Genomic DNA, 14,944 nt, shown 5'->3' with positions numbered 1-14,944 from the left:
CGGAAACACATCATGTCAGACATTTTATCTTCATTGGCTTACCTAACAGGTAAGCCAATTGCATCGGCAAAAATCAAAGCGCAGCCAGAGCATTTTCAGGTTCGCGAAGATTTAGGTTTTGCCTTTACGGGCGAAGGCGAGCACTTAATGGTTCGTATCCGTAAAACGGGCGAGAACACCAGCTTCGTTGCTAACGAGTTAGCAAAAGCCTGTGGTGTTAAGTCGAAAGACGTTAGCTGGGCGGGTCTTAAAGACCGTCATGCGGTGACGGAACAGTGGTTAAGTGTCCATTTACCGAAAGGTGAAACGCCAGATTTTTCAGCGTTTTTGGCTCAATACCCAAGTATCGAAATCCTTGCAACAGATCGTCACAATAAAAAACTGCGTCCTGGTGACCTAGTAGGGAACGAGTTCGTGGTTACTTTGTCTGAAGTGACAGATATAGCGGATGTAGAGCAACGTCTTGAAAAAGTGAAACAAGTTGGCGTGCCAAACTACTTTGGTAGTCAGCGTTTTGGTAACGATGGTAACAACCTTGAAGAAGCACGTCGATGGGGACGCGAAAACGTTCGTACCCGCAATCAAAACAAGCGCAGCATGTATTTATCAGCGGCTCGTTCGTGGATTTTCAACCGCATCGTTTCAGCTCGTCTAGAGAATGGTGTGTTTGATAAGTTCATTGATGGTGACATTGCACAGACGAATTCTGGCACTCAGTTGATTGATGCAAACAACATCACTGATTTGCAAGTGCAATTTGCACAAGGTGAAGCGGCAATTACCGCTGCGCTTGCTGGCGATAATGCACTGCCTACTCAAGCCGAGGCTCTGGCATTAGAGCAACCGTTTTTAGACGAAGAGCCTGACCTCATGGCGCTGATTCGTGGTAATCGCATGCGCCACGATCGTCGCGATATTGCGCTGAAGCCAAAAGATTTAGCTTGGACGGTTGAAGGTAACAACATTACGCTGACTTTCTCACTGGATGCGGGATCTTTTGCGACCTCTATTGTTCGTGAGTTAGTTAATGAGGTTGAAGTAGAAAGAGAATACTAATGGAACAGGATTCACGAAACCCGAAGCCCTTAAGAGTCTTAATCAGCAATGATGATGGTGTTCATGCACAAGGGATTCATGCCCTCGCTGATGAGTTGAGAGATATCGCCGAAGTGACCATTGTCGCACCTGATCGAAATCGTTCAGGTGCTTCGAATTCACTCACATTAGAACAACCATTACGCGTGACTGAAATTGCCCCAAATATCTACTCAGTGCAAGGCACGCCCACGGATTGTGTGCATTTCGCGCTGAATGAGCTAATGAAAGATGATTTGCCTGATCTTGTTCTGTCAGGAATCAACCATGGCGCTAATTTGGGTGATGATGTTCTTTATTCTGGAACAGTAGCAGCAGCCATGGAAGGTCATTTCCTTGGCGTTCAGTCGGTGGCTTTTTCTCTAGTGGGTAAGCGACATTTCGAATCCGCCGCTAAAATTGCACGTCAAATTGTACAACAGCATTTAGCGTCGCCGATTCCAACAAATCGTCTACTGAACGTAAACGTGCCGGACTTACCATCAGAGAATTTAGGTGAAATTGAAGTTACTCGTTTAGGTGCACGTCATCACGCAGAGAATATGATCAAGCAGAAAGATCCGAGAGGCCATGACATTTATTGGTTAGGGCCACCAGGAAAGGAGCAAGATGCAGGAGAGGGCACGGACTTTTATGCAATTGAGCATGGCCGAGTTTCAATGACGCCTCTGCAAGTTGATCTCACCGCTCACGAGTCGCTGCGTGCTATGGATAGTTGGTTAAAGGAAGAGAAGTAATGAGTAACCCACATGCTGACAGGTTGATAGCGTTTCTTATCTCCAGTGGCATCAAAGACCAAAGAGTTCTGGATGCTATCCAACGCTTGCCACGAGAAAGCTTTGTTTCTCAAGCGATGATGCACCAAGCCTATGATAACAATGCGTTACCAATTGGTCAGGGACAAACTATTTCTCAGCCTTATATCGTTGCTCGTATGACCGAGTTGCTTGAGCTAGAACCGGCGAGTCGTGTTCTGGAAATCGGAACGGGATCGGGTTATCAAACCGCGGTACTGGCGCAAATTGTTGATCATGTATACTCCGTTGAGCGAATTAAATCGTTGCAATGGGAAGCAAAGCGTCGCCTGAAGCAATTGGATATCTACAATGTTTCAACTAAGCATGCTGATGGGTGGCAGGGCTGGGAAGCGCGAGGTCCTTTCGATGCTATTATTGTTACCGCTGCCGCTGAAGTGATTCCCCAAGCTCTTCTCTCACAATTAAGAGATGGCGGCAAAATGGTCATTCCTGTTGGAGATACGGAACAACAGTTATTAAAAATAGAGCGTAAGGGAGACGAATATCTCTCTACCGTTGTAGAAATGGTTCGGTTCGTACCTCTGGTTGCGGGTGATTTAGCTTAAGGGTTAGGGATAGGTGAATAAGTTACTACGTCATATTGGTATTAGCTTTGTGTTTGCTGCAGGACTAGTTGGTTGTGCAGCGCATTCCCCTGCACCTGTCTCTAGCCTAAAAAAAGACTATTCAAGCCTTGAAAGAGGGAGTTACAGAGGGAGTTATTATGAGGTAAAAAAAGGTGATACACTTTACTTCATAGCTTATGTCACAGATAAAGATGTAAATGATCTTGTTCGTTACAATGAGTTAACTCAGCCTTACACTATCTACCCAGGACAGAGGCTAAAACTTTGGGCTCCGAAATATGTCGCCCCTAAATATGGTCAAAAAGTTGAACCCGTTGTGGCTCCTGTTGTTACGACACCCCCAGCTCCAGTGACGAAAACATCAACAGCCTCTAAACCTAAACCTTCGAGTAAAAACTCTAGTCAAAAACCTACAGAGACTAAGCCTAAAGTCGTACAAAAACAGCCTCCAAAGAAGGTTGAACAATCGAAAACAAAGGAGTATGTTGGTTCAAAAGATAACCAAAAAGTGAAGCAAAAAGCGCCAACTACCACAGCAAAGAGTGATAAAGTCTCAAAGTGGTTGTGGCCAACAAAAGGGAGAGTAATCAAGAACTTTTCGGCGGGAGAACAGGGAAATAAAGGTATCGACATCGCAGGACAGCGTGGTCAACCTATCGTTTCAACCGCAGCCGGCACAGTCGTTTATTCAGGCAATGCGCTACGAGGTTATGGCAACTTAATTATAGTAAAGCATAACGACAATTATTTAAGCGCATACGCACATAATGACAAACTGCTGGTCACAGAAGGACAAAGCGTAAAAAGCGGACAAAAAATCGCCACCATGGGTAGTTCAGGTGCAAAGTCGGTCAAACTACACTTTGAAATTCGCTATCAAGGTAAATCAGTGAATCCAAAACGCTATTTGCCTTAAAACTTTGAAAAACAACTTGCGACATCATTTAGCGACATATTGAGTTGTCATGTCTTGCTAACTCGCCAGGGGGAGGCGTTATGAGTATCAGCAACACAGTAACCAAAGTTGAAGAGTTTGCATTTGACAATGCGTCAGTGAAGACCATTGATAACGAACTCGAAAGATCATCATCCACAGAAAGCAAAGCGACTGCGCGTGAAGAATTTGACGCGAGCAGTAAAAGCTTAGATGCAACTCAGTTGTATTTGGGCGAAATTGGCTTCTCACCTTTACTTACTGCCGAAGAAGAAGTGCTTTACGCAAGACGCGCCCTACGTGGCGACGAAGCGGCACGCAAACGTATGATCGAAAGTAACCTACGTTTGGTTGTTAAGATTTCTCGTCGATACAGTAACCGTGGTCTAGCACTACTCGATCTGATTGAAGAAGGTAACCTCGGCTTGATCCGAGCGGTCGAAAAATTCGACCCAGAACGTGGTTTCCGTTTCTCTACTTACGCAACATGGTGGATCCGACAAACGATAGAGCGAGCGTTGATGAACCAAACTCGCACGATCCGTCTACCTATCCACGTAGTGAAAGAGCTGAACATTTATCTGCGTACTGCGCGTGAACTTTCTCAAAAGCTCGATCACGAACCGACCGCAGAAGAAATTGCTGCTCAATTAGATATTCCAGTCGAAGACGTAAGCAAAATGTTACGCCTTAATGAGCGTATTAGCTCTGTCGACACGCCAATCGGTGGTGACGGTGAGAAAGCGCTGCTGGATATTATTCCTGATGCAAACAACTCTGATCCAGAAGTTTCGACTCAAGATGACGACATCAAATCATCGTTGATTCATTGGTTAGAAGAGTTGAATCCGAAACAGAAAGAAGTGCTTGCACGTCGCTTCGGCCTACTAGGCTACGAGCCTTCGACGCTGGAAGAAGTTGGTCGAGAGATTGGTCTGACACGTGAGCGAGTACGTCAAATACAAGTGGAAGGTTTACGTCGTCTTCGTGAAGTCCTAATCAAACAAGGTTTGAATATGGAAAACTTGTTTAACGTAGAAGACGATTAAGTAATCCGTATTTCACTAGATACACAAAAGGCTATGGTTCCCCATAGCCTTTTTTCTTTTTTGCTCGTCGGTGTGAGTCTGTTTACAGCATCTTCTTCAAGCGATACAGCTCTTCAAGAGCTTGGCGTGGCGTTAAGTCGTCAGGATCAATACCTGACAGAGCTTGTTCGACCTCGCTAGGCTCTGGAATCAGGCTCAACTGGTTGGCCACATCTACTGCACTTGGACGCGGTGTGTCACTGTTTTGCCCCAGTTGCTCTAGCTGAGATAGCTTGTTACGCGCATTTTTGATGACCGTTTTTGGTACGCCAGCTAAGCCCGCAACAGCCAAGCCGTAAGACTTACTTGCCGCACCTTCTTGAACTGCGTGCATAAAGGCAATGCTGTCTCCATGTTCTACGGCATCCAAGTGAACGTTCGCTAAGCTTGGCAGTTGGTTCGGTAACTCTGTTAATTCGAAGTAGTGAGTTGCAAATAGGGTCATCGCACCAATTTGTGTTGCGAGCCATTCCGCACTTGCCCAAGCTAAAGACAGACCGTCGTAAGTACTAGTACCGCGTCCGATTTCATCCATTAGCACCAAACTGTTCTTAGTTGCGTTGTGAAGAATATTGGCTGTTTCGGTCATTTCTACCATGAAGGTCGAGCGGCCAGATGCAAGATCATCTGACGCACCAATACGAGTAAATATACGATCTAAAGAACCAATCTGTGCGGATTCTGCCGGTACATAAGAGCCGATATGTGCCATCAATGCAATCAGCGCAGTTTGACGCATGTAGGTTGATTTACCACCCATGTTTGGACCGGTAATGATCAACATCTTACGGGCTGGGTTCAGCTCAATTGGGTTCGCGATGAACGGCTCTGTTGTTACTTGTTCTACGACTGGATGACGACCAGCTTGAATGTGAATTCCTGCGTCTTTCACAAGCGTTGGGCGGCAGTAATCTAACGAATCTGCACGCTCTGCTAGGTTTTGTAATACATCCAGTTGAGACAGAGCAGAAGCTAGGTTTTGCAGCTTCTCAAGGTTTGGCATCAATAGATCAAACAGTTCTTCCCACAACTGTTTCTCAAGTGCTAACGCTTTAGATTTCGAGTTAAGTACTTTGTCTTCGTGTTCCTTAAGCTCTGGGATGATGTAGCGTTCAGCGTTTTTGAGTGTTTGGCGACGTACATAATGCGGTGGAACCAAATGGCTCTGGCCACGGCTCACTTGGATAAAGAAGCCATGAACGTTGTTATAGCCTACTTTAAGCGTATCGATACCGTGTCGTTCACGCTCATCTCGCTCAAGCTGCTCAAGATATTCTGTTGCACCGTCTGCCAATTTTCGCCATTCATCGAGCTCCGCATTGTAGCCTTCAGCGATGACGCCACCATCACGAATAACAACCGGCGGATTTTCTTTAATCGCGCGCTCTAACAGGTCACATACTTCGTCAATCGGAGCTGCATACTTCGCCAATTTCGTTAGGTACGGATGGGTCAAAGAAGCGGTGACAGATTCTAGCTCTGGTAGCTGTTGCATGGCATTGCGAAGTCTAGCCATATCGCGAGGGCGAGCAGAGCGTAATGCAAGGCGCGCTAAGATACGTTCAATATCACCAATTTGCTTTAACGTTGGTTGAAGATCGGCAAACAGAGCTTGTTCTTTAATCTCACCAATCGCATCAAGGCGATTGTTTAACGTTTCAATGCAACGCATAGGCTGATGCAACCAACGCTTCAGCATTCGGCTGCCCATCGGAGTTGCACAATGGTCGAGTACTGCAGCGAGCGTGTTATCGGTTCCGCCTGCTAGATTTTGAGTAATTTCCAGATTACGTCGGGTAGCAGCATCAAGGATGACGGATTGATCCTGATGATCAAACGTTAAAGAGCGAATATGAGGTAAAGCCGTACGTTGAGTATCTTTTACGTACTGGATCAAACAACCAGCAGCACATAACCCTAAGGACGCATGTTCTACACCAAAACCAACCAGATCTTTTGTGCCAAATTGTTGATTGAGTTGTTGCTTAGCCGTATCAAGCTCAAACTCCCAGACTGGGCGACGACGGTTACCATTGCGGCCCGCCATTAAATGTACAGGTTCAAAATCTTCTGGGAACAGTAGCTCACGTGGTGCAGTGCGTTGAAGCTCGGCTGTCATCGCTTCTTCAGTTTCTGGTTCTGTCAGTTGGAAGCGACCAGAGGTGACATCCAGCGTCGCATAACCGAACTTACCGTTGTGATGGTAAATTGCTGCGATTAAGTTATCGACACGCTCAGAAAGCAGCGCTTCATCCGTCACAGTACCTGGTGTCACGATACGCACAACTTTACGTTCTACCGGTCCCTTGCTGGTGGCCGGATCGCCAATCTGTTCACAGATCGCCACAGACTCACCAAGCTGAACAAGTTTTGCCAGGTAGCCCTCTACGGCGTGAAATGGCACACCCGCCATTGGGATAGGTTCACCTGCAGACGCACCACGTTTGGTCAATGAAATATCAAGAAGCTGAGAAGCTCGCTTGGCATCATCGTAAAAGAGTTCGTAGAAATCGCCCATGCGGTAGAACAGCAAAATCTCTGGGTTCTCAGCTTTTAGCTTGAGGTATTGCTGCATCATCGGAGTGTGTTTTTGTTCAGCTTTCACAGGTAAGTTCTTTTGTTTATTTCCGTAGCGGCTTAGGATACGTGAATCCCTATCAAGTAAAAAGAGACAAAGGGCATTTTGGCTATGGAAAAAACAACAAAATTGAGTGCCGATTTAGGCACATTATTGGCTAAACACGGGCATGTTTTAACAACCGCAGAATCATGCACAGGTGGTGGTGTTGCAACCGCCATTACTGACATTGCTGGTAGTTCAGCTTGGCTTGACCGTGCGTTCGTCACCTACAGTAATGAAGCGAAAATGGAGATGCTTGGTGTGCAAGCTTCAACGTTAGAAGCGCATGGTGCAGTGAGTGAGCCAGTTGTGATTGAAATGGTGCAGGGTGCAATTAAAAACTCCAATGCCACCATCGGTGTGTCCATCAGTGGTATTGCAGGGCCGGGTGGTGGCAGTGAAGAGAAACCAGTCGGCATGGTCTGCTTTGCTTTTGCTGATAACCAAAGTTGGCAGCAAGTCGAAACCATGCATTTCTCTGGTGACCGTGCAGAAGTTCGCAAAAAAGCGGTCGAGCACGCGCTGACTCAATTGTATCAACATCTGCTCTAGAATTTCTTAACTTGTTTTAGCCCAGCATTGATAAGGGCTAGAGCAAATCATGACTTTAGGTCAGCCAAATTTTTTTCATACAGGTATGGACACTGTATGAATCAACAGTATAATAACTTTCATTGCTGAGCAGTTCTTCTGCTTAAGAAAAATGAATTACTATTCGTCGCCCAAAGAAGATGAATAAATCGGAGAAAGTAATGGACGAGAACAAACAGAAAGCGCTCGCCGCTGCGCTAGGTCAAATTGAAAAGCAATTCGGTAAAGGCTCTATCATGCGCCTTGGTGATAACCGCGCAATGGACGTAGAAACCATCTCAACGGGTTCTCTTTCTCTTGATATCGCTTTGGGTGCTGGTGGTCTACCAATGGGTCGTATCGTAGAAATCTACGGCCCAGAATCTTCAGGTAAAACAACATTAACGCTTGAGCTTATTGCTGCTGCGCAACGTGAAGGCAAAACGTGTGCGTTTATCGATGCAGAGCACGCTCTAGATCCTGTATACGCGAAGAAACTTGGCGTTGATATCGATGCATTGCTAGTTTCTCAGCCAGACACAGGTGAGCAAGCTCTAGAGATCTGTGACGCACTTGCACGTTCTGGTGCTATCGATGTTATGGTTGTCGACTCTGTTGCAGCACTAACACCGAAAGCAGAAATCGAAGGCGAAATGGGCGATAGCCACATGGGTCTGCAAGCACGTATGCTTTCTCAAGCAATGCGTAAGCTAACGGGTAACCTAAAGCAGTCTAACTGTATGTGTATCTTCATCAACCAAATCCGTATGAAGATTGGTGTGATGTTTGGTAACCCAGAAACAACAACTGGTGGTAACGCACTTAAGTTCTACGCTTCTGTTCGTCTAGATATCCGTCGTACTGGCGCAATCAAAGAAGGTGACGAAGTCGTAGGTAACGAAACGCGCATCAAAGTTGTTAAGAATAAGATTGCAGCACCATTTAAAGAAGCAAACACACAAATCATGTACGGCCAAGGCTTTAACCGCGAAGGTGAACTTGTCGATCTAGGTGTGAAGCACAAGTTAGTTGAAAAAGCCGGTGCTTGGTATAGCTACAATGGCGATAAGATTGGTCAAGGTAAAGCGAATGCGTGTAACTACCTGCGTGAGCATCCTGAAGTGGCTAAAACTATCGATACAAAACTTCGTGAAATGTTGCTAGCGCCAGCACTTGCGGAAGCGCCTGAAGCTGGTGAAGCGCCAGAGCAAGCTGAAGAGTTTTAATCTCTCATAGATTAATAAATGACAAAGCCCTGCAATGCGGGGCTTTGTTGTATCTATTGAAATCAAAAATCGAATTATCACAAAGGCCATTGAGAGCCTGTACAGCAAAAATACTTTTAGGATCATCATGTACCAAAAACGCCAGGCGCCAACATTATCGAGCAAAGAGGCTGCTATCCAATTGCTTAGCCGTCGCGATCATGGTCAGTATGAGCTTTACCAAAAATTATCGATGAAGGGCTATGAAGAATCAGACATCGACATCGCAATTAATTTTTGCCTAGACCATAACTATTTAGATGATTTACGTTACGCGAAGAGTCAAATTAGACAGCATGTATACAAAGGACATGGAGAGCGTCGAATTCGTCAAGAGTTAAACCAGAAGCGTGTTGCGGAATCGGTGATTGAGCAAGCTATGGCTGAAGAGCCGCAAGATTGGTTTGAACTGGCTAAACAGGCGGCAGAAAAGAAATTCAAAGGTATTAAAGCCAAAGACCAAAAAGAGTACGCAAAACAAGTTCGTTTTCTGCAATATCGTGGCTACAGTTTTGACCAAATCAGCTACGCGCTGAGCTTTGAGGACGAAGATTAACGGTCAGTCGTCCGCACTGATTTTTGTTTTGCTTCAAATTTTTTCTCCTACTCCCTCTTTTCCTCAAGAAAACTAGTCTCAGCTGTTTGCATGATCTACAATACGGCAAAATTCTAACTCGACTATTTTCAGGAAGAGCTGCATGTACATGAGCACTGATGAGGTTCGTAACGCGTTCCTCAAGTTCTTTGAGAGCAAAGGACACCAAATCGTAGAAAGTTCATCGTTAGTTCCACATAACGACCCAACCCTGCTGTTCACAAACGCAGGTATGAACCAATTTAAAGATTGTTTCTTAGGCTTAGAAAAAAGAGCCTACACTCGAGCGACTACGGCTCAGCGTTGCGTACGTGCTGGTGGTAAACATAACGACCTAGAAAATGTTGGCTTTACTGCTCGTCACCACACATTCTTTGAAATGTTAGGCAACTTCAGCTTTGGCGATTACTTCAAAGAAGATGCGATCTCCTTTGCTTGGGAATTCTTAACTGAAGTTCTTAAACTGCCAGCGGATCGTTTATTGGTAACTGTTTACGAAACCGATGACGAAGCGTTTGACATCTGGAACAAGAAAGTTGGCGTGCCCGCTGATCGTATTGTTCGCATTGGTGACAAAGAAGGCGGCAAGCCGTACGAGTCTGATAACTTCTGGCAAATGGGCGACACTGGCCCTTGTGGTCCATGTACTGAAATCTTCTACGATCACGGTGAGCACATCTGGGGTGGCCGTCCTGGCACGCCTGAAGAAGATGGTGACCGTTTCATCGAGATCTGGAACAACGTATTCATGCAGTTCAACCGTCACGCAGACGGCACTATGGAACCGCTACCAAAACCATCGGTAGATACTGGTATGGGTATCGAGCGTATCTCTGCAATCATGCAGGGCGTTCACTCAAACTACGAAATTGATGTATTCCAAGCTCTTATCAAAGCAGCAGCAGAAGTGATCGGTTACGAAGACCTATCAAACCAATCACTACGCGTTATCGCTGACCACATCCGTTCATGTTCATTCCTGATCGTGGATGGCGTTATGCCTTCAAACGAAGGTCGTGGTTACGTATTACGCCGTATCATCCGTCGCGCAGTTCGTCACGGTAACAAGCTGGGCGCACAAGGTGCATTCTTCCACAAGTTGGTTGGCGTACTGGCAGACATCATGGGTACGGCTGGTGAAGAGCTGAAGCGTCAACAAGCTGTGGTTGAAAAAGTACTGCGTATCGAAGAAGAAAACTTTGGTCGTACACTTGAGCGCGGTATGGCGATTCTAAACGAAGCATTAGATAACCTAGACGGTAAAGTACTGGACGGCGAAACCGTATTTAAACTTTACGACACTTACGGCTTCCCAGCTGACTTAACTAACGACGTTGCACGTGAGCGTGAGTTCGCAATCGACGAAGAAGGTTTTGAGAAAGCGATGGAAGAGCAGCGTCAACGTGCGCGTGAAGCGGGTAACTTTGGTACTGACTACAACGCAGCAATCAAAGTTGATACGCAAACAGAATTCTGTGGTTACACAGGTACTAAAGGCTCTAGTTCTGTAGCAGCGATGTTCGTTGAAGGCAACGAAGTAGATTCGCTATCTGCGGGCGACAAAGCAATCATCGTACTTGGTGAAACACCATTCTACGCAGAGTCAGGCGGTCAGTGTGGTGACGCTGGTGAAATCCGTACTGAGTCTGGTGTATTCCGCGTTGAGGACACTCAAAAACTAGGTAACGCAATCGCGCACCACGGTGTAATGGCAGAAGGCGTTCTAGCGAAAGGTGATGAAGTAGCAACTATCGTTGACGCAGAGCGTCGCGCAGCTATCTCTCTAAACCACTCAGCAACGCACTTGCTACACGCAGCACTACGCCAAGTTTTAGGTGAGCACGTAACGCAGAAAGGCTCATTGGTGAAGGCAGACAACCTACGTTTCGACTTCTCGCATCTAGAAGCCGTAACCGCAGCAGAGTTGAAAGAAGTTGAGCGCCTAGTTAACGCGCAAATTCGTCGCAACCACACGATTGAAACCAACGTGATGGACATTGAGTCAGCTAAGAAGAAAGGCGCAATGGCTCTATTCGGCGAGAAGTACGACGACGAAGTACGCGTACTGTCTATGGGGGACTTCTCGACAGAGCTTTGCGGTGGTATTCACGCATCAAGCACAGGTGATATTGGCCTATTCAAAATCACTTCAGAAAGCGGCATTGCTGCAGGTATTCGACGTATTGAGGCGGTAACAGGCGAGGCTGCATTAGACGCTATTGAAGCTCAAAACGCGAAGTACGAAGAGAAACTGGCAGAATCTGCACAGAAAGCAAAAGCGCTAGAGAAAGAAGTGCAGAAGCTAAAAGATAAGATGGCGGCAGCAGAAAGCGCTAACATCATGGGCAAAGCGGTTGAAGTCAATGGTACAAAAGTTCTAGTCGCAGCTCTTGAAGGCGCTGACAGCAAGAACCTACGTACTATGGTTGATGACATCAAGAACCAAATGGGGTCTGGTGTCGTACTGCTTGCCAACGTAACAGGTGACAAGGTTGGCCTGATTGCTGGTGTGACTAAAGATCTAACTGGTAAAGTAAAAGCTGGTGATCTAGTTAAGATGATTGCTGAGCAAGTCGGTGGTAAAGGCGGTGGTCGTCCTGACATGGCTCAAGCTGGTGGTACTGATGTAGCCGCACTACCAGAGGCAATTAAAACAGTTCAGCCTTGGTTAGAAGAGCGCTTATAAGCTTTTAACTACTAAAATTACGCTCAATCAAGTTTCTTTGATTGAGCGTAATTTTTTTTAGCAGCCAAGTGGTTTAATTGACCAAAAGTTAACCGAGTCATTTAGGCTATTTGGTTTTTGTTGTAACTACTGCTTATATAATTTTTCTAAAAGGAAATACTGACGATGTAAGCAGTTCTAAAGAGACTTCGGTCTTGGGAAGGTGAAGACTGGTGAAAAAGCCCCTTATCGTGCAAAAGTTTGGCGGAACCTCCGTGGGTTCAATTGAAAGAATCCACCAAGTTGCTGAACACATCATTAAGGCGAAAAATGATGGCAATCAAGTTGTTGTTGTCGTGTCTGCAATGTCAGGCGAAACAAACAGACTGATGGACCTCGCTAAACAGATAGATAGCGTGCCTACAGCTCGAGAACTTGATGTTTTGCTCTCTGCTGGTGAGCAAGTGTCAATGGCACTGTTAGCAATGACACTCAATAAATTGGGTCATGCTGCACGCTCGCTTACCGGAGCACAGGCGAATATTGTGACGGATAATCAACACAATGACGCAACGATTAAACACATTGATACTAAGACAATTCTGGGATTGCTTGAGCAAGACCAAATCGTGATTGTTGCTGGCTTTCAAGGTGTGAATGAGAACGGGGATATCACCACATTAGGTCGAGGTGGCTCAGATACGAGCGCAGTGGCACTGGCAGGCGCATTGCGCGCTGATGAGTGTCAAATCTTTACCGACGTTGATGGTATTTATACTTGTGACCCACGTGTAGTGAAAAACGCGCGAAAATTGGCGGTTATCGATTTTCCTTCCATGGAAGCGATGGCAAGCCGAGGCGCGAAAGTATTACATTTACCTTCAGTGCAATTTGCATGGAAGAATAATGTGCCACTGCGCGTGCTTTCGACATTTGATGTTAATGAAGGCAGTCTGGTAAAGGGGGAGTTAGGCAATCAAGCCGTCTCTGGTATAGCCATTCAACGTGACCTTGCCATAATCGAAGTCGATAAAGAACATTTATCTAGTGCTACAAAACAATGTCAGATGTTGGGTATCGACATTTGGAATGTGATCGAGGAAACAGAACGGGCAGGTATCATGATAAAACAAGATGCATGTGCCAAGTTCGATCTGGTGTTCAGCGACAAAATCCGTAATAGTGAAGTGGTAAGCCTGTTGACCGCAGTGGGGCTTGAGGCCAATGGAATGGTAGAGCACGCATGCGATTTGTTGGCAAAGCGAGATATTGAGATCAATTTCAGCGCAACGAATGCACTCACTATGATGCTAGTTTTAGCACCCGAATGTGTGGATACAGCAGCAAACATTCTGCATGATGCTTACATTACGTCTAGTGAAGCATTAAACATTCAACAAAAACATGCCTTTTTAGGCTGATTTTCGCTAACAAGGTAGTTTACGAAAATATAACTTTTGTTGGATAATAGCTTTGTAGCAAGAAAATTTAGAGATTACTCAAGGAGCAAAGAATGCTAATTTTGACTCGCCGCGTAGGCGAAACACTGATGATTGGTGATGAAGTGACTGTAACTGTACTAGGTGTTAAAGGTAACCAAGTGCGTATCGGCGTTAACGCTCCGAAAGAGGTTTCAGTTCACCGTGAAGAAATCTACATGCGCATTCAAGCTGAAAAAGGCAATGGCAACGTTGCTTCAGGTAACTACTAAGTCGCTCCTGTTTACAGAGCTTAGTTTGAATGAAAAAGGCTAACCGAAGGGTTGGCCTTTTTAGTTTTTACTGTTTTTGAAAATTTGCAGAAACTATCGTGTTGAGTATGGCTGTGAATTCATCAATAATGTTGATTCGAACTTCAGAAAGTTATTTGAAAATAAATGTCTTTTTTTCAGAGAAGACTCTCTTTTTTTCATCATAATAGAGTGATAAAGTTCGTTTAATAGTCACTTTGATTAAATCAGCAACGGTTAAGCCAGTTTCGTAGATTTTTTCAAAGAAAGTGTTTGACATATTTTCGGTAAAACGTAATATGTGCCTCCGCAAGACGGTGAGGTGGCCGAGAGGCTGAAGGCGCTCCCCTGCTAAGGGAGTATACGGTTTATCCCGTATCGAGGGTTCGAATCCCTCCTTCACCGCCATTCTTGCAACGTTGATTTATCAACAAAAAGTGCGTCCTTAGCTCAGCTGGATAGAGTACCTGGCTACGAACCAGGCGGTCGGAGGTTCGAATCCTCCAGGACGCGCCATATCTCTTCTGAGATATAACAATGAAAACGGTGAGGTGGCCGAGAGGCTGAAGGCGCTCCCCTGCTAAGGGAGTATACGGTTTATCCCGTATCGAGGGTTCGAATCCCTCCTTCACCGCCATTCATTGACTGGCCCGATGGCCTTTTTTTTGTTTCGTAAGAAATGAATGTGATTTACTTCACAACTTCTTAGCAAGAAGATCTGCGCGTCCTTAGCTCAGCTGGATAGAGTACCTGGCTACGAACCAGGCGGTCGGAGGTTCGAATCCTCCAGGACGCGCCACTATTTAATAATTCGTTTGATAAACGGGTTATACAAAGTAAAATAAGATTATTGCGCGTCCTTAGCTCAGCTGGATAGAGTACCTGGCTACGAACCAGGCGGTCGGAGGTTCGAATCCTCCAGGACGCGCCACTTATTAAAGGGTAATGCCCTGATGTTGATGAAATTCGATATCGAAAACTGCGCGTCCTTAGCTCAGC

Annotated in this window: 12 protein-coding genes and 5 tRNA genes; 16 read left to right on the top strand and 1 reads right to left on the bottom strand. The window is 45.7% G+C overall.

What is annotated here, in order from left to right; genetic code table 11:
* The first annotated feature begins 12 nt into the window (after positions 1-12).
* The 5 genes from truD to rpoS all read left to right on the top strand — a co-directional run bounded on the left by truD (position 13) and on the right by rpoS (position 4,462).
* Entirely contained in the window at positions 13-1,056 is a 1,044-nt protein-coding gene (truD, locus tag KJB35_RS10090) for a tRNA pseudouridine(13) synthase TruD (RefSeq protein WP_213908002.1), read from the top strand.
* On the top strand, positions 1,056-1,832 hold the full coding sequence (gene surE / locus KJB35_RS10085) for a 5'/3'-nucleotidase SurE (RefSeq protein ID WP_005380894.1): 777 nt from the start codon (positions 1,056-1,058) through the stop codon (positions 1,830-1,832). The genes truD and surE overlap by 1 nt, the downstream gene beginning before the upstream one ends.
* Positions 1,832-2,458, top strand: a complete 627-nt coding sequence (locus tag KJB35_RS10080; RefSeq protein WP_005380892.1) for a protein-L-isoaspartate(D-aspartate) O-methyltransferase — start codon at positions 1,832-1,834, stop codon at positions 2,456-2,458. The genes surE and KJB35_RS10080 overlap by 1 nt, the downstream gene beginning before the upstream one ends.
* A gap of 13 nt (positions 2,459-2,471) precedes the next feature.
* On the top strand, positions 2,472-3,395 hold the full coding sequence (locus tag KJB35_RS10075; RefSeq protein ID WP_017633546.1) for a peptidoglycan DD-metalloendopeptidase family protein: 924 nt from the start codon (positions 2,472-2,474) through the stop codon (positions 3,393-3,395).
* 80 nt (positions 3,396-3,475) lie between these two features.
* Entirely contained in the window at positions 3,476-4,462 is a 987-nt protein-coding gene (gene rpoS / locus KJB35_RS10070) for an RNA polymerase sigma factor RpoS (protein WP_005380887.1), read from the top strand.
* A gap of 82 nt (positions 4,463-4,544) precedes the next feature.
* On the opposite strand, the gene mutS is transcribed toward rpoS, so the two are convergent.
* On the bottom strand, positions 4,545-7,106 hold the full coding sequence (gene mutS / locus KJB35_RS10065) for a DNA mismatch repair protein MutS (protein ID WP_065274847.1): 2,562 nt from the start codon (positions 7,104-7,106) through the stop codon (positions 4,545-4,547).
* Positions 7,107-7,190: 84 nt separating this feature from the next.
* On the opposite strand from mutS, the gene pncC reads away from it, so the two are divergent.
* From pncC to KJB35_RS10010, 11 genes are all read left to right on the top strand, one after another.
* A complete protein-coding gene (gene pncC / locus KJB35_RS10060; protein ID WP_065274846.1) occupies positions 7,191-7,673 on the top strand; it encodes a nicotinamide-nucleotide amidase in 483 nt (160 codons plus the stop codon).
* Positions 7,674-7,873: 200 nt separating this feature from the next.
* A complete protein-coding gene (recA, locus tag KJB35_RS10055) occupies positions 7,874-8,917 on the top strand; it encodes a recombinase RecA (protein ID WP_005380874.1) in 1,044 nt (347 codons plus the stop codon).
* Positions 8,918-9,044: 127 nt separating this feature from the next.
* Positions 9,045-9,512, top strand: coding sequence for a recombination regulator RecX (recX, locus tag KJB35_RS10050; protein ID WP_017633543.1), 468 nt, complete (start codon positions 9,045-9,047; stop codon positions 9,510-9,512).
* Between the two features lie 142 nt (positions 9,513-9,654).
* Positions 9,655-12,237, top strand: coding sequence for an alanine--tRNA ligase (gene alaS, locus KJB35_RS10045; protein ID WP_005380872.1), 2,583 nt, complete (start codon positions 9,655-9,657; stop codon positions 12,235-12,237).
* Between the two features lie 212 nt (positions 12,238-12,449).
* On the top strand, positions 12,450-13,637 hold the full coding sequence (locus KJB35_RS10040; protein WP_005383803.1) for an aspartate kinase: 1,188 nt from the start codon (positions 12,450-12,452) through the stop codon (positions 13,635-13,637).
* Between the two features lie 92 nt (positions 13,638-13,729).
* Positions 13,730-13,927 (top strand): carbon storage regulator CsrA, encoded by a 198-nt coding sequence (gene csrA, locus KJB35_RS10035; protein WP_004415691.1) that lies wholly within the window; start codon positions 13,730-13,732, stop codon positions 13,925-13,927.
* Positions 13,928-14,261: 334 nt separating this feature from the next.
* Positions 14,262-14,353: transfer RNA gene (locus KJB35_RS10030), tRNA-Ser, on the top strand.
* A 31-nt stretch (positions 14,354-14,384) separates the two neighbouring features.
* Positions 14,385-14,461 (top strand) — tRNA-Arg (locus KJB35_RS10025).
* A 29-nt stretch (positions 14,462-14,490) separates the two neighbouring features.
* Positions 14,491-14,582, top strand: a tRNA-Ser gene (locus KJB35_RS10020).
* Between the two features lie 85 nt (positions 14,583-14,667).
* Positions 14,668-14,744: transfer RNA gene (locus KJB35_RS10015), tRNA-Arg, on the top strand.
* Between the two features lie 55 nt (positions 14,745-14,799).
* Positions 14,800-14,876: transfer RNA gene (locus tag KJB35_RS10010), tRNA-Arg, on the top strand.
* Positions 14,877-14,944: the final 68 nt, after the last annotated feature.

The organism is Vibrio sp. D431a (assembly GCF_030248655.1).
Taxonomy (GTDB): domain Bacteria; phylum Pseudomonadota; class Gammaproteobacteria; order Enterobacterales; family Vibrionaceae; genus Vibrio; species Vibrio alginolyticus.
The sequence above is the reverse complement of the archived record's forward strand: the minus strand, read 5'-3'. Positions and strand labels throughout refer to the sequence as shown.